Source organism: Intestinimonas sp. RTP31139st1_F5_RTP31139_211217 (assembly GCF_040226735.1).
In the GTDB taxonomy this organism is placed as follows: Bacteria; Bacillota; Clostridia; order Oscillospirales; family Oscillospiraceae; genus Intestinimonas; species Intestinimonas butyriciproducens.
Map to the genome: position 1 here is coordinate 1 of NZ_JBCOAQ010000006.1, position 20,945 is coordinate 20,945.

The 20,945-nt window shown below is 56.7% G+C and carries 25 protein-coding genes; 7 read left to right on the forward strand and 18 right to left on the reverse strand.

Annotation, left to right across the window (positions count from 1 at the left end):
* Positions 1-28 precede the first annotated feature (28 nt).
* The 3 genes from ABUA09_RS06275 to ABUA09_RS06285 form a co-directional block, all read right to left on the reverse strand.
* Positions 29-3,472, reverse strand: a complete 3,444-nt coding sequence (locus ABUA09_RS06275; protein WP_349949213.1) for a pyruvate carboxylase — start codon at positions 3,470-3,472, stop codon at positions 29-31.
* A 341-nt stretch (positions 3,473-3,813) separates the two neighbouring features.
* Positions 3,814-6,426, reverse strand: a complete 2,613-nt coding sequence (clpB, locus tag ABUA09_RS06280) for an ATP-dependent chaperone ClpB (RefSeq protein WP_033117425.1) — start codon at positions 6,424-6,426, stop codon at positions 3,814-3,816.
* 31 nt (positions 6,427-6,457) lie between these two features.
* Entirely contained in the window at positions 6,458-6,664 is a 207-nt protein-coding gene (locus ABUA09_RS06285) for a helix-turn-helix domain-containing protein (RefSeq protein ID WP_033117426.1), read from the reverse strand.
* A gap of 94 nt (positions 6,665-6,758) precedes the next feature.
* Between ABUA09_RS06285 and ABUA09_RS06290 the strand changes: the two genes are divergently transcribed.
* Positions 6,759-6,968 (forward strand): hypothetical protein, encoded by a 210-nt coding sequence (locus tag ABUA09_RS06290; RefSeq protein WP_349949214.1) that lies wholly within the window; start codon positions 6,759-6,761, stop codon positions 6,966-6,968.
* A gap of 71 nt (positions 6,969-7,039) precedes the next feature.
* On the opposite strand, the gene ABUA09_RS06295 is transcribed toward ABUA09_RS06290, so the two are convergent.
* The 3 genes from ABUA09_RS06295 to ABUA09_RS06305 form a co-directional block, all read right to left on the reverse strand.
* Positions 7,040-7,468, reverse strand: a complete 429-nt coding sequence (locus tag ABUA09_RS06295) for an Hsp20/alpha crystallin family protein (RefSeq protein ID WP_033117427.1) — start codon at positions 7,466-7,468, stop codon at positions 7,040-7,042.
* 310 nt (positions 7,469-7,778) lie between these two features.
* Positions 7,779-8,192 carry a cupin domain-containing protein gene (locus ABUA09_RS06300; RefSeq protein ID WP_195614689.1) on the reverse strand — a complete coding sequence of 138 codons (414 nt, stop codon included), beginning with the start codon at positions 8,190-8,192 and terminating at the stop codon, positions 7,779-7,781.
* Positions 8,185-8,592 (reverse strand): MerR family transcriptional regulator, encoded by a 408-nt coding sequence (locus ABUA09_RS06305; RefSeq protein ID WP_033117429.1) that lies wholly within the window; start codon positions 8,590-8,592, stop codon positions 8,185-8,187. The genes ABUA09_RS06300 and ABUA09_RS06305 overlap by 8 nt, the downstream gene beginning before the upstream one ends.
* A gap of 432 nt (positions 8,593-9,024) precedes the next feature.
* Between ABUA09_RS06305 and ABUA09_RS06310 the strand changes: the two genes are divergently transcribed.
* The 3 genes from ABUA09_RS06310 (at position 9,025) to ABUA09_RS06320 (ending at position 10,066) form a co-directional block, all read left to right on the forward strand.
* Positions 9,025-9,312 (forward strand): hypothetical protein, encoded by a 288-nt coding sequence (locus tag ABUA09_RS06310; protein WP_033117430.1) that lies wholly within the window; start codon positions 9,025-9,027, stop codon positions 9,310-9,312.
* 106 nt (positions 9,313-9,418) lie between these two features.
* A complete protein-coding gene (locus ABUA09_RS06315; RefSeq protein WP_147586055.1) occupies positions 9,419-9,778 on the forward strand; it encodes a hypothetical protein in 360 nt (119 codons plus the stop codon).
* 108 nt (positions 9,779-9,886) lie between these two features.
* Complete coding sequence (locus ABUA09_RS06320; protein WP_033117431.1) at positions 9,887-10,066, forward strand: hypothetical protein; 180 nt, start codon at positions 9,887-9,889, stop codon at positions 10,064-10,066.
* 165 nt (positions 10,067-10,231) lie between these two features.
* Here ABUA09_RS06320 and ABUA09_RS06325 read toward each other — a convergent pair whose 3' ends face one another.
* The 10 genes from ABUA09_RS06325 to ABUA09_RS06375 form a co-directional block, all read right to left on the reverse strand.
* Positions 10,232-10,645 carry a DUF3788 domain-containing protein gene (locus tag ABUA09_RS06325; RefSeq protein WP_033117432.1) on the reverse strand — a complete coding sequence of 138 codons (414 nt, stop codon included), beginning with the start codon at positions 10,643-10,645 and terminating at the stop codon, positions 10,232-10,234.
* A gap of 154 nt (positions 10,646-10,799) precedes the next feature.
* The gene (locus ABUA09_RS06330) at positions 10,800-11,657 is read right to left on the reverse strand and encodes an AraC family transcriptional regulator (protein WP_058117143.1); all 858 of its coding nucleotides are present in this window, start codon (positions 11,655-11,657) and stop codon (positions 10,800-10,802) included.
* A 65-nt stretch (positions 11,658-11,722) separates the two neighbouring features.
* Positions 11,723-12,145, reverse strand: coding sequence for a GNAT family N-acetyltransferase (locus ABUA09_RS06335; protein ID WP_349949215.1), 423 nt, complete (start codon positions 12,143-12,145; stop codon positions 11,723-11,725).
* Positions 12,146-12,198: 53 nt separating this feature from the next.
* The gene (locus ABUA09_RS06340; protein WP_083631042.1) at positions 12,199-12,495 is read right to left on the reverse strand and encodes a DUF3781 domain-containing protein; all 297 of its coding nucleotides are present in this window, start codon (positions 12,493-12,495) and stop codon (positions 12,199-12,201) included.
* Positions 12,492-12,887 (reverse strand): SRPBCC family protein, encoded by a 396-nt coding sequence (locus ABUA09_RS06345; RefSeq protein ID WP_075705335.1) that lies wholly within the window; start codon positions 12,885-12,887, stop codon positions 12,492-12,494. Before ABUA09_RS06345 ends, ABUA09_RS06340 begins: the two co-directional genes overlap by 4 nt.
* Positions 12,888-12,891: 4 nt before the next feature.
* Positions 12,892-13,449: a DUF3795 domain-containing protein gene (locus tag ABUA09_RS06350; RefSeq protein ID WP_075705334.1), complete on the reverse strand. Its 558-nt coding sequence runs from the start codon at positions 13,447-13,449 to the stop codon at positions 12,892-12,894.
* Between the two features lie 13 nt (positions 13,450-13,462).
* A complete protein-coding gene (locus tag ABUA09_RS18330) occupies positions 13,463-14,290 on the reverse strand; it encodes a GNAT family N-acetyltransferase (RefSeq protein WP_116721910.1) in 828 nt (275 codons plus the stop codon).
* Between the two features lie 121 nt (positions 14,291-14,411).
* On the reverse strand, positions 14,412-15,047 hold the full coding sequence (locus ABUA09_RS06365) for a GyrI-like domain-containing protein (protein WP_349949216.1): 636 nt from the start codon (positions 15,045-15,047) through the stop codon (positions 14,412-14,414).
* Positions 15,037-15,372, reverse strand: a complete 336-nt coding sequence (locus ABUA09_RS06370) for a TfoX/Sxy family protein (RefSeq protein WP_033117438.1) — start codon at positions 15,370-15,372, stop codon at positions 15,037-15,039. The genes ABUA09_RS06365 and ABUA09_RS06370 overlap by 11 nt, the downstream gene beginning before the upstream one ends.
* Position 15,373: 1 nt before the next feature.
* Positions 15,374-16,285 carry a helix-turn-helix transcriptional regulator gene (locus ABUA09_RS06375; protein WP_349949217.1) on the reverse strand — a complete coding sequence of 304 codons (912 nt, stop codon included), beginning with the start codon at positions 16,283-16,285 and terminating at the stop codon, positions 15,374-15,376.
* A gap of 238 nt (positions 16,286-16,523) precedes the next feature.
* Here ABUA09_RS06375 and ABUA09_RS06380 point away from each other — a divergent pair, with 238 nt between their 5' ends.
* Genes ABUA09_RS06380 through ABUA09_RS06390 form a run of 3 tightly spaced genes read left to right on the forward strand, consistent with a single transcriptional unit; the run spans position 16,524 to position 18,269 of the window.
* Positions 16,524-17,054: a dihydrofolate reductase family protein gene (locus ABUA09_RS06380; protein ID WP_165366635.1), complete on the forward strand. Its 531-nt coding sequence runs from the start codon at positions 16,524-16,526 to the stop codon at positions 17,052-17,054.
* A gap of 6 nt (positions 17,055-17,060) precedes the next feature.
* A complete protein-coding gene (locus ABUA09_RS06385; RefSeq protein WP_058117137.1) occupies positions 17,061-17,810 on the forward strand; it encodes a GNAT family N-acetyltransferase in 750 nt (249 codons plus the stop codon).
* 9 nt (positions 17,811-17,819) lie between these two features.
* Positions 17,820-18,269, forward strand: a complete 450-nt coding sequence (locus ABUA09_RS06390; RefSeq protein WP_058117136.1) for a GNAT family N-acetyltransferase — start codon at positions 17,820-17,822, stop codon at positions 18,267-18,269.
* 56 nt (positions 18,270-18,325) lie between these two features.
* On the opposite strand, the gene ABUA09_RS06395 is transcribed toward ABUA09_RS06390, so the two are convergent.
* On the reverse strand, positions 18,326-19,570 hold the full coding sequence (locus ABUA09_RS06395; protein WP_147586054.1) for a HEPN/Toprim-associated domain-containing protein: 1,245 nt from the start codon (positions 19,568-19,570) through the stop codon (positions 18,326-18,328).
* Between the two features lie 632 nt (positions 19,571-20,202).
* Positions 20,203-20,877, reverse strand: a complete 675-nt coding sequence (locus ABUA09_RS06400; RefSeq protein WP_009260435.1) for an alpha/beta hydrolase — start codon at positions 20,875-20,877, stop codon at positions 20,203-20,205.
* Positions 20,878-20,945 lie beyond the last annotated feature (68 nt).

Consider the following 20,945-nt stretch of genomic DNA (forward strand, 5'->3'; position numbering starts at 1 on the left):
CCGCATTGCGGTCCGCTTTTCTTCTTTCTTATTGAATGGTAATGAGCAGCTCGCCCGCCTTCACCGAAGTTCCCTCCGTCACCAGGATCTGGTCCACGGTGCCCGACATCCGGGCCACCACGCTGGTCTCCATCTTCATGGCCTCAATGACTGCGAGAACCTGGTTTTCCTCCACCACGTCGCCCGGCTTTACCGAGACCTTGGACACCATACCGGGGATGGAGGCGCCCACCTGGCTCTTGTCCTCCGGGTCCGCCATGGCCACGGGGTGGACCTGCACGGCCGAGTTCCGGTCCGGCACCGCCACAGTACGGCCCATGCCGTTGAGGTCGAAGTGGACGTTCCGGGTGCCGTCCTCATTGAGGTCGCCCAGGCCCAGGTACTTGATGACCAGGGTCTTTCCGTCCTCGATGCTGATCTTGTTGGTCTCGCCCAGGGCCAAGCCATTGAAAAACACATGGCTGCCCATGCGCATGATGTAGCCGTACTCCTGCCTGTGACGGCAGAACTCCTCCACCACCTTGGGATAGAGGCACCAGGAGATGACCGTCCGGTCAGAAGCGCCGGGGTAGAACTTCTCCACCTCTTTCCGGGCTGCCTCCAAATCCACGGGGGGCAGCAGCTCTCCGGGGCGGCAGGTGATGGGCGCCTCGCCCTTGAGGACCACTCGCTGGAGGTCCTCGGGAAAGCCCCAGGCCGGCTGGCCCATCATACCCTTGAAGTAGCTCACCACGGAGTCCGGGAAGGCAAGCGCCGCCCCCTTTTCCACCACGTTTTCCGGCGTCAGGTCGTGCTGGACCATAAAGATGGCCATATCTCCCACCATCTTAGAGGAAGGGGTCACCTTTACAATGTCTCCCAGCATATCGTTGACGGCCTTGTACATCTCCTTGACCGCCTCGAACTTGTGACCCAGGCCCAAGCTCTCCACCTGGGACTTGAGGTTGGAATACTGGCCCCCGGGCATCTCATAGCGGTAGATATCGGTGGAGGGGTTCTTGATCCCCGTCTCAAAGGAGGCATACCGCTCCCGCACGTCAGACCAGTAGTCGGAGAGCTTCTGGAGGCCGTCGGAGTCCAGCCCGGTGTCCCGCTCCTGCCCGCGGAGCGCGGAGACCACCGCATTGAGGGAGGGCTGGCTGGTCATGGAGGACATGGAGTCCACCGCGCAGTCCACGATGTCCACCCCGGCCTCAGCCGCCATCAGGAGGGCCGCCACCTGGTTGCCGGAGGTATCGTGGGTGTGGAGGTGGATGGGAATGCCCACCTCCTCCTTGAGGGCCTTCACCAGCTTCTTGGCGGCGTAGGGCTTCAGGAGTCCGGACATATCCTTGATGCACAGGATGTGGGCCCCTCTGCGCTCCAGCTCCTTGGCCATGTCCACATAGTAGGCAATGGTGTAGCGGTCCCGTTTGGGGTCCAGAATATCGCCAGTGTAGCAGATGGACGCCTCGCAGACCTTGCCCTGGTTGAGGACCTCGTCTATGGCCACTTCCATACCGGGGACCCAGTTGAGGGAGTCGAAGATGCGGAATACGTCAATGCCGCAGCGGGCGGCCTCCTTCACAAAGGCGCGGATCAGATTGTCCGGATAGTTGGTGTAGCCCACGGCGTTGGCGCCCCGGAGCAGCATCTGGAAGGGGATGTTGGGGATCTTCTCCCGCAGCAGGTCCAGCCGCTCCCAGGGGGACTCGTGGAGGAACCGATAGGCCACGTCGAAGGTGGCCCCGCCCCACATCTCCAGGGAGAAGCAGTCCGCCAGGATCTCCGCAGTGCCGTCCGCCCCCAGGAGCATATCCCGGGTCCGCACCCGGGTGGAGAGCAGGGACTGATGGGCGTCCCGCATGGTGGTGTCGGTGATGAGGAGCTTTTTCTGCCCCTTCACCCAGTCCCGCAGGGCCTCGGGCCCCTTCTGGTCCAGGAGCTGCTTGAGCCCGGGCCGGGCCTCGCCGGAGGCGCGTGGGATCCGCGGGATGTCCAGTTGCCGGCGGTCGATGGAGGGATTGTCTACCTGCTTTTGGGCGATGTACTTGAGCACCTTGGTGGCGCGGTCCTGGCCGTACTGCATCTCGAAGAGCTCGGGGGTCTCGTCAATGAACTTTGTGTGGCAGGCCCCGGACCGGAAGGTGGGGTGGCTGAGAATGTTGGTGATGAAGGGGATATTGGTCTTGACGCCCCGGACGTGCTCCTCCCGCACCGCGCGGGTGGCCCGGCGGCAGGCCCCCTCAAAGGTGTTGTCCCAGGAGGTGACCTTGACCAGCAAGGAGTCGTAATAGGGGGAGATCACGGCCCCGGTATAGGCGTTGCCGCCGTCCAGGCGGACGCCGCAGCCGCCGCCGGAGCGATAGGCGGTGATCTTTCCGGTGTCGGGCGCGAAGTGGTTGGCCGGGTCCTCGGTGGTGACCCGGCATTGGATGGCATACCCCTTGATGTGCAGGTTGTCCTGGCTGCCCATGTCGATAGATGGGTGGGAGAGGGGGTGTCCCTCGGCGATGAGGATCTGTGCCCGCACCAGATCGATGCCGGTGACCTGCTCGGTGACGGTGTGCTCCACCTGGATGCGGGGATTCATCTCAATAAAGTAGTGATTGCCGTCCCGATCCACCAGAAATTCCACCGTGCCGGCGTTCACATAGCCCACATGCCGGGCGATCTTCACCGCGTCTGCGCGGAGCTTTTCCAGCGTGGCCTGCGGCACGCTCCAGGCCGGCGCGAACTCCACCACCTTCTGGTACCGCCGCTGAAGGGAGCAGTCCCGCTCACCCAGGTGGACCACGTTGCCGTACCGGTCGCCCAGCACCTGGACCTCGATATGCTTGGGCTCCACCAGGTACTTTTCAATGAAGATATCGTCGTTGCCGAAGGCCTTGTGGGCCTCTCCCTTCACCAGCTCGAAGGCGGGCTTGACCTCCTCGGGCCTGTCACAGCGGCGCATCCCGCGGCCGCCGCCTCCGGCGGCCGCCTTGAGGATGACGGGAAACCCATAGGACACCGCCCGCTCCAGGGCCTCGTCGGCGTCCCGCAGGGGCTCTTTGGAGCCGGGTATGGTGGGCACGCCGCAGGCCAGGGCCGTCGCCTTGGCCGCCAGCTTGTCGCCCATCTGGGCCAGGATGCCGGAGTCCGGACCGATAAAAGTGATCTCCGCCTCCTCGCAGGCGCGGGCGAATTCGGCGTTCTCGGAGAGGAACCCATAGCCCGGATGGATAGCGTCCACGCCTCTCCGCTTGGCCAGATCGATGATGCCGGGGATATCCAAATAAGCCCCCAGGGGGGATTTGTTCTCCCCGATCAGGTAGGCCTCGTCGGCCTTGGTGCGGAAGAGCGCATAGGTGTCCTCATTGGAATACATGGCCACCGTGTGCAGCCCCAGGTCATAACAGGCCCGGAAAATCCGGATGGCGATCTCCCCCCGGTTGGCCACCAGTACCTTCTTGAAGTTGTGTTCTGACACTTTCCCCTTCCTCGCTTTCATTCAAAGGTAAGTCGTGCTCCGAAGAAAAAGGGGCGGGCGAAATCGCCTGCCCCGCTGTCCGACAGCCCTTGTCAGGATTTCACGACCATTGGTTTATTGTTCTTTATTATACGATATGGACGCCATTTTTGCAATCTGTTTCTTCTAAAGTTGCAAAGCTCGTCAGAACGCACAGGGATATGCTGTTTTTCCTCTTTTGTCTCGTTTGAACGCACAATAGTCCGCAATATGCGCACATCCTGTTTTTTCTATGGAAAGCCCACCTTATTTCAAGCGGTAAAAGGCCCCGCCGGGCATACCCGGCGGGGCCAAAGCTTAACATTGATCTGCTTTTTGCGGAATCATTGCACCTGCACGGCGCTGACGGTGAGCTCGTCCCCGGCACAGTCCACCACCAGGGTGTCGCCGGGCTCCACCTCGCCGGAGATGATCTTCCGGCTGATGAGGGTCTCCACGGTGTGCTGGAGGTAACGGCGCAGGGGCCGGGCGCCGTAAATGGGATCGTAGGCGCTGTCGATGACGTGGTCCTTGGCCCGCTCGGTGAGACTCACGGTGAGCTGCTTGTCTCCCAGCCTACGGTTGAGCTCCGCCACCATCAGGTCGATGATGTGGGTGACGTTGTCCTTGGTAAGGGGCTTATAGAACACGATCTCGTCCAGCCGGTTGAGGAACTCGGGCCGGAAGGAGTGCTTCAGCAGGTCGCTGACCTGGTTTCTGGCCTCCTCGGTGATTTCCCCGTTGGGACCGATGCCGTCCAGCAGGAACTGAGAGCCCAAGTTAGAGGTAAGGATGATGATGGTGTTCTTGAAATCCACCGTCCGGCCTTGACTATCCGTAATACGGCCGTCATCCAATACCTGGAGTAATATATTGAACACGTCCGGGTGGGCCTTCTCCACCTCGTCGAAGAGGACCACGGAGTAGGGCTGGCGGCGGACGGCCTCGGTGAGCTGGCCGCCCTCCTCATAGCCCACATATCCGGGAGGGGCGCCGATGAGCCGGGAAACGGAGAACTTTTCCATATACTCCGACATATCGATCCGCACCAAGTTCTTCTCGCTGTCGAAGAGGGCTTCGGCCAGGGTCTTGGCCAGCTCCGTCTTGCCCACGCCCGTGGGGCCCAGGAACAGGAAGGAACCGATGGGCTTGTCGGGGTCGGCGATGCCGGCCCTGCTTCTCAGGATAGCCTCGCTCACCAGGCGCACGGCTTCGTCCTGACCCACCACCCTCTGGTGGAGGATATCCTCCAGATGGAGGAGCTTCTCCCGCTCGCCCTCCATGAGCTTGGACACGGGGATGCCGGTCCATCGCTGGATGATGCGGGCGATCTCCTCCTCCGTGACCTTATCCCGCAGCAGGGAGCGTTCCTTGCCCTCCTGGGCGATCCGCTCCTCGGCCTCCAGGGCCTTCTGGAGCTCGGGGATCTTGCCGTACTGGAGCTCCGCAGCCTTGTTGAGGTCGTACTCCCGCTGGGCCTTCTCCAGCGCCGCATTGGCGTTTTCCATCTCCTCGCGGAGCTTCTGCACCTTGCCGATGGCGTTCTTCTCGTTCTCCCACTGGGCCTTTTGGGCGTTGAACTCATCCCGCATCTCGGCCAGCTCTCTCTGGATCTCGGCGAGATGCTCCTTGGAAATGCCGTCGTCCTCCTTCTTGAGGGCGGCCTCCTCGATCTCATGCTGGATGATCTTCCGGCGGATCACATCCAGCTCGGTGGGCATGGAGTCGATCTCCGTGCGGATCATGGCGCAGGCTTCGTCCACCAGGTCGATGGCCTTGTCGGGGAGAAACCGGTCGGTGATATAGCGGTTGGAGAGGGTGGCGGCGGCAATGATGGCGTTGTCGGTGATCTTCACGCCGTGGAACACCTCGTAGCGCTCCTTCAGGCCGCGGAGGATGGCGATGGTGTCCTCCACCGTGGGCTCGCTGACCATGACGGGCTGGAACCGGCGCTCCAGGGCCGCGTCCTTTTCGATATACTGGCGATACTCGTTGAGGGTGGTGGCGCCGATGCAGTGGAGCTCGCCCCGGGCCAGCATGGGCTTGAGGAGGTTGCCTGCATCCATGGCGCCCTCGGTCTTGCCCGCGCCCACGATGGTGTGGAGCTCGTCGATGAAGAGGATGATCCGTCCCTCGGACTTCCTGACCTCGCCCAACACCGCTTTGAGCCGCTCTTCAAACTCGCCGCGGTACTTGGCGCCGGCCACCAGGGAGCCCATATCCAGGGCGAAGATGGTCTTGTCCTTCAGGGAACCGGGCACGTCCCCTTTGACGATCCGCTGGGCCAGGCCCTCGGCGATGGCGGTCTTGCCCACGCCGGGCTCGCCGATGAGGACCGGATTGTTCTTGCTCTTCCGGCTCAGGATGCGGATCACGTTTCGGATCTCGTCGTCCCGGCCGATGACGGGGTCCAGCTTATTCTGCCGGGCCCGCTCCACCAGATCGGAGCCGTACTTCTTGAGGGCGTCGTAGGTCTCCTCAGGGTTGTCGGAGGTCACCCTCTGGTTGCCCCGGATGGCAGAGAGGGCTTTGAGCACCCCCTCCTTGGTGATGTTGTAGGTACGGAACAAGTCTTTGAGCCCGCTGTTGGCCGTCTCCACCAGGGCGAGGAGCAGGTGCTCCACAGAGACATATTCATCCTTCATGGAGGAGGCCACGGCTTCCGCCCGGTTGAGGGCCTTGTCCACGTCGGCGGCGATATAGACCTTGCCCGCCTCCCGGCCGCCGCCCACCGTCACCCGAGGCAGCTCCTCTACCTCTTTACGGACGGCCGCTTCCAGACTCGGGACGGTGAGGCCCATGCCGCCCAGGAGCTGCGGGATCAGGCCGTTCTCCTGCTCCAACAGTGCGTAGAGGAGATGGACCTGTTCGATCTGCTGGTTGCCGTACTCCTGGGCGATGGTCTGGGCGTTTTGCACCGCTTCCAGGGATTTCTGTGTGAATTGATTCATGTTCATGGTGGTTCACATCCTTTCCGGAGTGATCGATTTACAAATTTTTGGTGTCCCGGCCCAGGAGATAATCCACAGTGACGTGGTAATAGTCGGCCAGGACGATCAGATGTCTCAGTGGAATCTCACGTTTTCCTGTCTCATAGTTGCTATAAACTCTCTGGTCAATCCCCAGGAGACTGGCCACCTGAGCCTGTGTCATATCTCGGTCCTCACGCAAATCGCGCAGCCGCGGCAAATACATATTCTTCACCTCGACTGCATTTTAATCTACTATCAAATAATAGTATTTACTTTACTATCAAAAAATAGTAAACTATCTTCGTGAGGTGAAATTTATGAGATCTACAAAAACCTATATCGTGCGGGCGCAGGTCTGCGGCACTTGCGTCCACTATCGCCAGCACTACGTCCTGAGCGAGGGCGGACGGCTCGAACCTCTCTGGTACGGGCACTGTCATGTACCCCACCAGGGGCGGTATCCGCAGCCCGACGGGACCTGTCCGCACTGGAAGGCATACAGGGAGGAGCCGGCCAGACCGCGCTGACCGGCTCCTTCTCTCCCAGCAGAGCGCTCCGGAGCCCTGGCGCTTGTCACGCTCCGGCCCATCCGCGCTGTTTACTCTATGGCGATGCGCTTGCTCTCCGGCACGGCAGGAATGACCTTGGGGAGATGCAGCTCCAACACGCCGTTCTGATAGGAGGCGGTGATGTGCTCGTCATCCACACCGCTGATGTCGAAGGAGCGGCGGAAGGACCCATAGCGGCGCTCCCTGCGGATATAACCGCCCTGCTCGTTCTTTTCGTCCTTGCTCTCGCTGTGCTCGGCGGAGATGGTGAGGATCCCATCCTTCACATCCAGCTTGATATCCTCTTTCTGGAAACCGGGCAGCTCTGCCTCCAGCACGAACTTGTCGCCCGCGTCGCGGATATCGGTGCGGAAATCGGGCAGGGCGGCGCTGCTGTTGCCGAAGAACTTGCGCTCAAAGTTGTCAAAAATATCAAAGAAATTGTCGTTATTGCGCTCAAAGGGAATCATACCAAACATATAAAAGGCTCCTTTCAAACTGTGATCCATCTTGATTTCTCTGTTAGCAGTCATTAGACTAATTTGCTAAAATCCTTTGCTTTTCATGGAAACCATCCTCTTTCCGGGGACTGCGCCCTCTCGAACGCGCCCCCTTGTCTCATCTTCTGGACCTAGTATAAGCCTGGATTATGAACAAATATACAGACAAATATGTCTAAACTGTAAATATTAGCACTCATCATTATAGAGTGCTAATTCCTTGGCGTCAGAAAGGCGGACCGGGCCGTTTCCGGTCCGCTCCGCCCCCTGCGGTACTTCGCTTCTATAGTTACGGCAACTTCCCATATGCCTCGTCATCCACCGGCTCGCACCACTCGTTCCCGGCGCCCTCCCCCGGTATCTCCACGGCCAGGTGGGCAAACCAACTGTCCTTGGCGGCGCCGTGCCAGTGCTTCACGTTGGCGGGAATATGGACCACATCTCCGGTCCGGAGTTCACGGGCTGGCTTTCCCTCCTCCTGGTACCACCCCCGGCCGCCGGTGCACAGCAGAATCTGCCCGCCGCCTTTTGCGGCCCGGTGTATGTGCCAGTTGTTTCGGCAGCCCGGCTCAAAGGTCACGTTGCCGATGACCACCCCCTCCAGCGAGAGCATATTCAAATAGCTCCGGCCCACAAAATAGGGGGCAAAGGCGGCGTTCTCCGGCCCCCGGGGAAAGATCACGCCTTGCTTCCAGTCACACATGGCCGTTCTCCTTTCCGTCCTGATGCCGCTGAAGCAGCTGCTCCTTGCACATCAGGCCCTTTTCATACCGCTCGATCTTGTGATTGAGCCGGTCCAGCGACTGCTGCATCTCTTCCATGCGGGCCGTCAATTGTTCCCGCTGCTCGATCAGGAGGGCCTTGCGGGCCTCCACGGTCTCGTCGCCCCGCTGGAAGAGGGCCACATACTCGATCAGCGCCTCGATCTGCACGCCCGCGGCGCGCATACACTTCATCAGCTCGATCCAGTTGCAGGACTCCTCGTCGTAGTCCCGGATACCGCTCTTGGTGCGGGGTACCGGTGGAATCAGTCCGATGCGTTCGTAATAGCGCAGGGTGTCCGCCGACAGGTCGAATCTCCTGCTCACTTCTGCAATGGTCATGGCGTCTGTCTCCTTTCCAGCATTCAGCCGGTCTCTCCCTTCGCGCACAAAGGGTCCCGGCGGCCTTTTGAGCCGGACGGGTATCCCGCAGGCCACGCAGTCACCTGCCTTGCCCCGTCCGGCGGTGCGGCCCCATCATAGTAAAGCGTTGTCTCGGCCCTTGTACGTTTGATTCGCGTTCCTGCAGACAGAGAGGCGTCGCAGGATCTTCTCCTCTGTTCCGCATGCTTTTTACTACCATAACACCTGGAGTAGACTCCAAGTCAATAGGCTGCTCCTCTTTTTTGAAAATATTTTTCAGGCCGGTTTCACGCGGGCCTCCCTGGAAAAGGGAAACCTGCTTTTGAACCGGTTCAAAAGCAGGTTTTCCTTCGGCGCCCCAGCGCCGCAGAAAGCGATTGCCCGACCAAAAGAGTTGGTCAAAACCTCCATTTGGAAAATCAGGAAATCCCCTGTTCCGCCAGCCTTACCCGCAAATCTTTCATCCTGAATTCTGCCATTGGGCCGGGGGATGCGGACAAAAAGTTGGAGGGGAAGCAGCTCATTGCTGTGGAGAGCACCAGCTATATCGACAACCATGGTATGAAGTGGAACGGCAACAACCAGTACACCATGCCCATTCAAGTAGCGATGTATCGCTGTTACCAGCAACAGATGCTTCACTTGGAGGAACAGCGGAATCGGCAAGCGGGCAGTTTCAGGAGTTTCCGTGGGCGTTAAAAATGGGGGCGAATCCAGAGAGAAAAATCAGTTCTGCGGTCGTTATCCCGCAGTGCCTGCTCCCACAGGGAAAAAACAGGGGGCAAGCCCCGGAGAGGAGATCAACATGAGCAAAAAAGAGAAACTTCCCCTCTACCTGTCGCCGAAGAAAAAAGCAATCCTGGAGCGAAGATATACGGAAGATGGCAGCCGAAATCTCACCGGCTTTATCGTAAAGTCGGTGGAGCTGGACATGGGTCTGAGTACGCTGGTGGACTGTGTTAAGCTGGACGATGAGTACCTGCGAGGAGAAAGGCGGTACTTTGACGCCCTGGGATACCGAGACCGCCGCGGGGACTCGCACCATTTACCCTGTCGCCCAGCACTGCCGAGTCGCTCCGGGAGCGGAAAAGACTGCCCTGACGGAATGGATCTTTCCCCATCCGTTAAAGCCGGAGCAGCCCACCCGCCCAAGCGCTGCCTCTGACAAAACAGAATCCAGTCACCGACTTCCAGCCGGTGACCAGGTGTACCCGAAAGCCCGGTACCGGTTGCATCTCTGACCTCAATGACCACCTCTTTGGGGGCCCGCTACTTGCCCGCCTGGCCGGACGGAACCAAACACTTCAAGCCCGCCTACGTCCACACCCGGGAGGAACTGAAGGTGCTCATTCGGCAGATGAACGCGGAGCGGAAGGCCGTACAGGACCGCCTGCGGGGGATCCCCCACCGTGCAAGCTCCACAAGAAGGAGCGTCAGATCTGGGAGCACATGAAGTTCCATCCTGATGAAACTAATATGAGCGTCATCGCCAAGGGCGCGAAGGCAACCAGGCACACGGTGGCCAAGCACTATTGAGATGCTCCAAAAGATGTTGGGAATAGAAAAGCGAGAGGGGACGGCATCATAAATGCGCCGTCCCCTTCTAAGGATCATGTCTCTATTTTCTGTTTGGTTTCCTCTTAATGCCCAAAAGCCTGATGAAATCATCAAACAACGAGGTGTCTGCTGGCTCAAACATCAGCCATTTTCCATCGTGGTAGGTCTGCGTTTCGTCATAAATTCTTTGAACTTTCTCTGAGTAATGTTCTCTGTCGTTTACGAATTTCAAGCGCTCATCCTTACCTAAGATGATCATAAATCCTATGCAGTTTTCTCTCGCATACAGTGCGCATAGGGTTTTGCCGCCTCGGCGGTATTTATATTCATAGGTCCATGCTTTCCCACCGCTGCCCCACAGACGTTCCATGTCATATTTTTCATCAATCAAGGCACATAACTGAGTCCAGATCTCGTATAAGGATTTTCCCACTAAAGTTGTCATTTGCTCTGCGTCCGGTACCATGTCAAGCACGACAGCCGCCTCCTCTATCAATCAGAATTATATTGTTATTCTACCGTATAGGTATGAGTTTCTCTATCAAATTCCTCTTATAGCGAGGCGGCTGTCGATCAAGCCTCTCGTGCTCCTTTATCGCACAGGGGCATTTTCCCGTGGGGGATGTGCCTTACTTCTTTTCCACCGGGATCCAGACCTCGCAGTAGTAGTCCTGATCCTGAGCGCCGTTCTCAAACTTGCTGGCGTCGCTGTACAGCTCCACGTTGATGCCGGCGGCGATCTTGTAGTCTGGGTTCGTGGGCAGCCACTGGGAGAATATCTGCTGGTTCAGCCCCTGGAGAGCCTGAGGCATCCGACCGGTGCAGGGGAACACCGCCCAGGTGTGGGCCGGGATGGTACGGGTGGTGAAGCCGTCAGGGATTTCCTTGGCGGGATCGTAGTTGTCGGCGATGAGATATTCAAACTCGTTGCCGCCCATACTCTCGTCCAGGTTGATGCCGTACATGCCGCACACCACCTTGCCTCCACCTGTGCCGAAATGCTCCGCCCAGAACTGGGGGACCTGAGCGGCGGCGTCCTCATACTTGAAAGTCTTTGCCCGGCAGAGCACCGTAAACGCCTCTTTTTTCATAACCTTACAGTCCATGTTTTGACCACCTTCCAATGTCACTTTGATCCGAAGCGGAGCAAAGGAACGGACCGCGCCTCCGCCTTTTCGCAGTGCGGCAGGTGTGAGGCCATGGAACCGGGCAAAGGCTTTGGTAAAGCTGTCCGGCGAATCGTAGCCGAACTCCAGCGCGATGTCGATGATTTTCCGGTCCGTCGTGAGGACCTCCAGCCCGGCGGCGGAGAGCCGGCGCTGGCGGATATAGTCGCCCACCGTCATGCCGCACAGCATGGCAAACCCCTTCTGGAAGTAAAAAGGAGACAGGGCCGCCTGCTGCGCGATCTCCCGGATGGTCAACTCCTCCCGGAGATGTTCCTCGATATACTGGATCGCCTGATGAATGCTTGTTACCCAATCCATTGGTCACACCGTCCTTCTGGATCCAGCATACCGGAAATCAGCGGCCCCTGCCCGATTTTCCGTGCTCATGTTTGTCCGGTGGTCTGTCGTTTTAAAACGAACTCTTGGGCAGGGTGGCCGAATTCTTCGGTCAGTCTGCTCTCTGAAAAGCCCAGGCGCTTGTAGAAGGCCCGTGCGGCCTGTCCGTTGGGGTCGCTTTCCTGGTAGGTGATTCGGGAAATGTCTTTGCCCTCTTCCATCTGCGTCAGCATGAAGGACACCAGCTTCTGCGCAATGTGCTGTCTCCGGCAGGCTGGGTCCACCGCCAGGAAGCATAGCTCACCCGGTTCCTTGGAAAACAGCAAAATGCCCGCCATGCGGTCCGCCTCCGCCGCGCAGACGGCGGAGGAATTTTCCATAAAGCGCAGGACTGTGGCTCTGTGTTCCTCCATAGCTTCGGCGGTCTCCAGACCGGAAAAGACATCCCGGACCTGTTCCACCAGCGCCATCTAGGCATGAATGTCTTGTGTTTGTGCGAGTTTGATTTCCATGGTTTTATTCCTCATTGCGATCCATTGGACGCTGCCCTTTCTGTATGTGCGGTGATGATCGTGTAGCTTCGGGCATGAATGGTGATACGCACCCCATCCACCCCGCAGTACCAGTTCTTGCCCTGCTGATAAATCACGCAGTTTCTCTTCAAAATCAAAGCCTTGCAATATGCGACTGCGTCCGTCTCTATGTTCAGATTCCGCTTGATCCGTTCTGTACCCATCACAGTCGTATGGAGCCTGTCAAGATTAGAGATCAGCGTCCGGTTGTCCTGTGCAAGCGGAGTCCCATCCATAGAAGCGCTCATTTCAGCAGTTCCTTTCGCAGATCGTCCAGATACAGCTTCTGCTGCCGTTTCAGATATCCGGGGATAAAGGGGAACATCCACCAGTGCTTGGCGGTGACGGCCTCAGTGCAAGTCAGCCGGGTGCCGCCCTCCGCCGACTCGAAGGCCCCTTCCCAGGAGCCGGACATGTTGCCGCTCTCCATGGTAAAGGCCCATTGACGGAGCGGCTCACAGACTGTGACCGCAAAGTTGGTGGCGTAGCCGCTTTTGGTGTGTTCCACAAAACGGCCCTCGTCCAGTACCTCCACCCGCGCAAGATCACTGCGCCAGGCGGTATGGGTGAGGTCGGTCACCGTATGCCACACCCGCTCCACCGGACAGGGAAAATGGACTGTCACTTTGGAAACCGCCATACGATCACCCCTTCTTTTGTTTCTTGTTGAGCTTCAGGCTGATACCTTGGCGGTCCGCCGCCTCCTGAAGCAGCCCCACAGCGGCAAGAGCACGATCCTTGACCGTCTGCTCTGCCAGTTCCGGCCGGCTGTCCAGAGCGGCCATCACAGAGCGCAGATCCTCCAGGAGCAAGAGATGGACCGCTGTGTTGAAAAGAGTTTTACGGCGGCCATCGTTGTAATAGGCCAGAAGTTTATCCAGGATCGCCCGTTTTTCCTCCAGTTGGGCAAGGTACGCCTCCAGTCCCAGTTCCCGGGCCTGGGCAATGTCCTGCTGCCGGTTCCGGTGAGGGACAAAGGAATCCCCGTCGCCGAAGCCATCATAGCGGGGACAGGGGTACTCCGGGCATTCCCAGCAAAACTGGACGCCGCCGTGCTCCAGGGAGCACCGGGCCATAGCGCAGCTCTGATTGCCTGCTCCGCCGCCGCAGCCGGGACAGTGGCCGCCCAGGTGCATGGAGCACAGGGCGCAGTTGAGGCCACACAGGGAGAAGCGGGTTTCTGTACGGGTAAAACCTTTCATGCCGTTTCCTCCCTTAGAACCACAGCGCCTGCTCTTCCCGGAACACCGGGGTTTTCCCTTGGGCGTAGGGGTCATAACGATTTTCGTTGCAGCCGAATTCCTGCAAAAAGCGGATCTGTCCCGCTCCATTCCAACGAATGAGGGAGAGACCGTCAAAGCTCTGGATCAGACCATCTGTCATGGCGCACCGGAAGGACCACTCCACTACGGTTTGGTCCCCTTTGTGAAAATACTGCCGGATATCCCAGCGCTGCACGGTTCCCCGGGTGTTCCACTCGTCAAACCACAGCTTGATTTTCCCACTTCCGTGATACTCCGGCCCCCAGCTCTCGATGTAGACGGCGTCGGGGGCAAAAAGGTCCTCAATGCCCGTGTTCTGCTTGTCCAGCCACATGGAAACCCACTGCCGGATTTTGTTTTCCCGCTGCTTCTCCATTGTTGTTTCCATATCCACGCTCCCCTGTTGCACCGCTTGGGTGATGTCCCGCAGCATCAAATATTCCGTGTCTTTTTCCTCCAGGATCTGAAATTCCGCCCGCTCATACAGGCGCAACGCTGGATTTTTTCTCTGAACAGAGAGCGATGCCCGTAGATAACCGTTCTCCCGCAGCAGAAACAGAAGGCTGTCCAGCAGCTGTGTCCCAATGCCCAGCCCGCGGTATCCCGGCAATAGCGAGATGGTCAGGGATGGCGTACTGCTGTCGATGTGGCCATAGTACTCCATGATACGGCTCCACACTGCGCCAACGACCGTTCCCTCCGTCTCGGCAACAAGACAGTGATCCCCGGGTTGTGTGCCAAAACCTGCAATATAGACCTGCAGCTCCGGCAGATCGACCACCGACCGGGGCGGCGGTTCCGCTCCCTACGGGAGATAGGATAGATGGCCTAATAGAGAAATTCCCGCAGAAGACCACATCCCTTCGGGCACATTTTGCGGATTTGTGTATAAATGTGTTTCATTACTCTGTCCTTTTGGTGGGGTGCCGGATGACGGTTTTCATCCGCTCCGGTTTACACCGCCGCACATCACTGAGGTAGATCTCGTGGTGGAACCGGCCCTCCCCAAAGTCCGCCTCATAGCCCTGGGCCTTGGCGTATTCCTCCATGGCGGCCACCGTGGCGGGCTCGTCGTCGTAGGGGCCAATGTGCATGCACTGGACGCACACTCCCTCCTCCCAAGGGAAGAACTCCACCGGAGAGAAATCCTTCTGCTTCTTTTCCGTAGCCTCCCGGATCGCCCAGTCAAAGACCTCTCTCGTCACAAACTCCGGCAGCCGGATGAGGGAGATCCACCGAAAATCCGCCTTGCAGGCGTAGTCTATCCCATGGACGCCCTCCTGCCACCACAGGCCCTCCAGGGGCGGCACCACATAGTCAAAGTACCCCTCCAGCTTGTGCTTGCCCATCTTGCTCATTTTGATGGTGAAGGCCACGGCGTAGAGCATTCCCAGGGCCTGCTTATAGGCGCCATCCTCCTCATTGGGATCACCCTGGCCCCGCACCGCCAGGAAATTCATAGCCGGTACCGTGACGATACCCGGCGTCGTGGGAGGCAGATAGAATTCCTTGTATTCTTTCTTGTAATCAAAGGGCATGGTCATTCCTCCTCTTCTTTTGGTGCCTGCTTCTCAGCGCCTCGCAGGTGACGCGCACCAGCCCCGTCATCCGCTCCCGGTCCTCCACATCTTCCACCAGCAGGGAGTCCTTCGCCCCCTCATAAGGCGGAGCCTTGGGCAGGTCGGGGAACGCCGCTTCGCCCCGCGGGGTAATCTTTACGAAAAACTGGTCGTCACAGATGACGGCGAAGAACACATCGTCGCAGTAAAGGCCGTATTCGCCGAACATCTTCCGGCTGCGGATGGCTCCGGCCTCCCGCAGCTGCTCGGCCACATAGTTCACAAAATCCGGATGAGACGCCATGCTAATCCCTCCCTCGATAACGGTCGGCCAAGGTTTGACTCCAAACTCCAAGCCGCTCCCGCAACTCTTCCGGCTCCAGCAGCTCCGCCTTGTCTCCGAAGGTCAGGACCCAGCTGAGCACGCTGTCCGCGTCTGGAAAGCCTCCGGTAAAACGCAGCCGCCCGTCCGGCTCCACGGTGAAGCGGTCCGCGCCGTACTCTTCCACCAGACGCCAGCGGCAGGTCGGGTCAAAGAGAACGGTGACCTGATATTTCACCGGAAAGACCCGCTCCGGCTCCAGGTCGGGCAGAGGCGCAGGCCGGGGCTCAAAAAGTTCCCCGGAGGTGAGGCCCGTCATGCGGTTCAATTTGAACAGGCGGAAATCCTCCCGCATTTGGCACCAGCCCCACACATACCAAGCGGACCAGTGGAACACCAGGTAGCATGGCTCGACGATTCGCACCGATTCCTCTTTGGGCGAGAAATAGGTAAAGCGGATAGTATGGTGCTGCTCGATGGCCCCCTGGATGAGCTCAATTTTCGGCGGCAGGCTGGTCTTGTACCAGGAGGAGAGGTCAATGAGCATGTGGGCGCTGCCGGGCACCAGCCCACCTGTCCCGGCGGACAGCTTCTCCATCAGCTGAGCATAGCGCCGGGTGCCGCTGACGCTGTCCAGGCTCCGCAGCCCTGCCAGGATGGCCTGCATCTCCGGATCGGTGAGCACCGTACGGTCCACCCGATAGCCCTCCATGATGGAGATGCCGCCGCCTGCGCCCTGGGCGGTGGAGATGGGGATGCCCGCCCGGCACAGGGACTCGATGTCCCGCTGGATGGTCCGGCGGGACACTTCGAACTGTTCCGCCAGCTCCGGGGCGGTGACATTCTCCCGCTGGAGCAGGATGGATAGGATACCGATGAGCCGCTCCATCTTCATGAGATGCACCGCCCTTCCTGGTTTTTCCTGCATAATACCATGACGACGGCCCTGGAGTGGTATCACGCCATGTTTTTCGGCTGCCCCGTCAGGGGCGAGAAAACGACTGAAAATCGAAGCATAATCGCCGTTCTGTAGCTATTATACCATAGGAACACGACAACTGTCTGTCATGTTTCTTTTTGCCTTGTGCTTTTTGTGACCATTGGGTACAATAGGGGCAACGGAGGGGATGGTCATGGGAAAGATCGTTTTATATCTCGCCATGAGTGTGGACGGATATATTGCGGACGAGCAGGGCGGCGTGGGCTGGCTGGGCGGTGACGGCAGTGAACCGGATGCCCCCGGCAGTTACCCGGCGTTTTATGAGACGGTGGACACCATCGTTATGGGTTGGACCACCTATCGTCAGATCGTCACGGAGCTTTCCCCGGACAGCTGGCCCTATGAGGGCCGTCCCTGCTATGTGGTAACCCACCGGCAGGAAGAGGACCAGGAGGGTATCTGCTTCTGGAATGGAGAACTGACCGCCCTGGCGGGCAAGCTGAAAGCGGAGCGGGAGGGAAACATCTGGATCTGCGGCGGTGCGTCCGTGGCCGGGCAGCTGCTGAAAGAGGGGCGCATCGATAAACTGTGGCTGTCGGTAATCCCCACAGTACTGGGCAAAGGCGTGCGGCTGTACCCCGAACTAGGGCCGGAACTGCCGCTGAAGCTGGTGGGAACAGAACATTACAACGGAATCGTAGATCTGGTATACGAAAAGCGGTGACAAGCAATGAGTGATCAATTTATCAATTTGACGGAAGACAATCTGGCGCAGGAGCATTTGTGCTGCATTATCCGCAGCAAGAAGCCCCACCCCGGCGTGGAAGCCAAGCGGGCCTGGCTGGCCCAACGGCTCCGGGAAGGCCATGTGTTCCGCAAGCTGGACACCAAGGGTGTGGTGTTCATCGAGTACGCTCCGCTGGAGACCGCCTGGGCACCAGTGGAGGGAGAGAACTATCTCTACATCTACTGCTTGTGGGTCTCCGGCGAATTTAAGGGCAAGGGCTACGGCAGGCATCTGATGGAGTACTGCCTGGCCGACGCCAAATCCAAGGGGAAATCCGGTGTGTGTATGCTGGGTGCCGAAAAGCAAAAGGCCTGGCTCTCGGACCAGGCCTTCGCAGCGAAATATGGGTTTGAAACGGTGGATACCACCCCGGGCGGCTATCGGCTGCTGGCCCGCTCCTTTGACGGAACCAAGCCGCACTTTGCGGAGAATGCCAAGCAGTTGGAGATCGAAAGCTCGGACTTGACCATCTATTATAGCCCCCAGTGTCCCTACATCCATCAGAGCGTAGAACTGGTGCACAGGACCTGCGGGGAGCTGGAGGTACCCTATATCCTCATTCCAGTGGACACTTTGGAAAAGGCCAAGGCTCTGCCCGGTGTGTTCAACAACTGGGCGGTATTTTATCAAGGGAAGTTCGTGACGGTGAATCTGCTGAACGCCGCCGCTTTGAAACGGCTCCTAAAAAAGTAAGGTGTGCCCATGGAAATCAGAAAAGTTGAGAAGGATAAAAAGAAATACCTCGCCTTGCTGTTGTTGGCGGATGAGCAGGAGGACATGATCGACCGCTATCTGGAGCGTGGGACCATGTATGTGCTGGAGGACGGCGAAGTCAAAGCCGAGTGCGTGGTGGCTGACGAGGGCGACGGCGTTCTGGAACTGAAAAACATCGCCGTGGAGCCGGGCTTTCAGGGCAAAGGCTATGGAAAGGCCCTCGTGGACTTCCTCATCCGAACCTATTCAGGACGCTATGCGGTGCTGCAGGTGGGCACTGGAGACAGCCCGTCCACCATTCCGTTTTACGAGGTCTGCGGGTTTCGCAGGCACCATCTGGTGAAGAACTTCTTCACCGACCACTACGACCATCCTATCTATGAGTGCGGGGTCCAACTAGTGGATATGGTGTATCTGCAAAGGAAGATCGGAACATGAGGTTGCCGGAACTGTTTAGAATGGAAGATGAAAATGATTGTTGTAAAGGATACTAATTAATTCGATGGAGCGAATGCATTGAAAAGACAATTTAGCAAAAGTCTCATCTCTGTCCAGTTATCATCATACTCAAGAATTTGGTTGCCATTTTCAGGTGTTTTACACTTGTTAAAGAATTTGGATTGAATCAATCCCTTTTGCATCACTTCACCTTGGTAGGTTTTAGTTTTATCATTATAACCTTTCCAATGCACAGGAATTAGTTTGCCATCATTTGAAAGAACATCAGCACCTAAATAAAGCTCTATGGAACATGCTTGGCCATTAATATTGAGACAGTATTCACCGTTTGGGCCAAGTGTGGGGTAATTATTTGCGAGGGCAATGTTAGGCAAATGCAATATCCTAAAATTATCGGGAAAATGAAGTTTTTCCAAATCCATCAATTCGGCTAATCCCGCTGAATCATTATCGTACAAAGCAATTACTCGGTTCTGAATGCCAGCTGCAATAAAGGCTTTGAGATAATGAGTCAAAAAGTTCGTACTACCTTGCACTTTATATTCTGAAAAGTTCATGAAAGAGTAGAATTTGCTCATAAACGGGTAGAGAAGCTCAATAGACTTCGAAATAACCTCGGCATCAAATTTTCCTTCTGTTAAGATTATTGTTTTGGGTACATCGTAATCTTCTTCTGTCGGATATTCGTCGCACCAACCGCTTTCGTACAAATCTGTATAGTCTAAAATAACATCCATTTCAGATGGAAATGCATCTAAAAGCGTTCGAAAAACACTCCAGACATTAAATTCAACATCAGTAAATCCCCAGTATCCCTCTCCGTAAGGCAGTGAATCCAGAAGAATCTTTTCTGCAATTGATAAATTTTCGGTTCGAAATTGATCTAACTCATATTGTCCATTGGCCAAAACTTCCGCATATCGCAAAGCTGCCTGATACCAATTCTCAAAAGTAAAATTGGTTGCAACATCTTCCTGTGAAAGGCCAAAGGTTTCGCCATCGCTCTCGAGACAATATTGAATGAAGTCTAATTTTTCTGTTTTTAATGTGGCAAAGTTTTGTTTGGCTACCTCAATCGTAAATCCATAAGAATCTAAAATTAGTTTGAGTCTTGATACGGTAGAGGAGAAGTATCTTCGCGTATACTGCTCTCCATCCTCGTCAAAAGCATCTTCGATTCTTAAATCTCTTGAGGAAAACGGAAGAAGTAACTCTCCAAAGGAGTTTTTTGATGTCAAAAAATCAAATTCTCCTATTGATATGCTTACATAAGTTCCCATGTTCTCTTACCTCAGTACAACTCTTTTTCCCTCTGACTGTAATGCAAGCCAACGAATACATCTCACAGCAATCTCATCCAACAGTAAATGTGTGTTTCTGAAATTATAGCAGAAAGATTCTGTAATGTAAATTTCATCAACTTCTTCTACACAAAAGAAGTTGGATAATATATGAAATTGTTTTCTGTGCTTGAACAATACCTCAAATCCTGCGCCGCAATAGACAAGGAATAAGCAAAAGCCCTCTGAAATCAATCGATTTCAGAGGGCTTTGGTCCGAGTGGGGAGATTCGAACTCCCGGTCTCTTGATCCCAAACGCTTGAACCAAATTTTTTGTGGTGATTTGTAGTGCTTTCCTGCACTTTCCGCTCGGTATTGAATGTTTTTTGACGCTCTTAAATCCGCTGTTTCCACGTGTTCCGGTCCTGACTGTGGTCAAATATGGGGTCAAAAACGCTTCCTGACCAGGGGCGGTAGGTGTCTACCAGTCCCGGCCGGGAAGCGTTTTTTCACGACTCTGGGTTTTGGGTATTGTACCTCCGCCGTAGCGGTTAAGCAAGTCCTTTCTGTGCGACGGGCGTATCAGTTTTTCACACGCCTATTCAAAGAATAAAAGCCTGCGGACCGCAGCCTATCTGTTCAGTAGCCACTGGATGCCCGCCACCGTCCGCTCGAGCCCATGGACAAAGTGGTTTCCGGGATTCAGCTGGAACACCGTGTCGATGCCTTTGCTCTGGTAAAAGGTCTGGATCTCCTCTGTATTTTCCTGAACTGTTTTCAGGACTGGATTGCGGGTCTTGGCCTCTTTGTCCCCCAGAGAGAAATAGATGCAGTCTGGCCGGCGCTTCGGCTCGTGGGAGAAGATGTACTCCTTGAAGCCAGGAAACCATAAGGAGGCGGACATGCACCCCACCCGCGAGAACACATCCGTCCGGTAGATAGCGTACAGGGCGAACAGACCAGCCAAAGAGTATCCAGCAATCCCCCGCCATGCCGGAGGCCCGACCAACTCTTTTTCTGCCCTGGGTATGATTTCTTCAACCAGCAGCCGCAGATAGTCGTCCGCACCGCCGGTGAAAGACTCCCCGTTCTTGAACGCCGCCGGGCCGTCCCACGGGGCCATGTCCCGGTTCCAGTCCAAATCGCTGATGGCCACTAAAGTAAACGGTGGACAACCAGCCGTCTGCGCCGCCTCAAATACCTTCTGCCCCTCGTTAGAGTAAGTATTCAGGTAGATTATAGGAGCGTTCAGTACTACGCATGGAAAGACAGCTATGTGCTTATCCCCAAAAATAAATGCGTGCATGAATTCACCGACTTTCTGATTTGTCCCTATTATAGCATATTTCTAACTCGGCACAATTTTAAATGTTG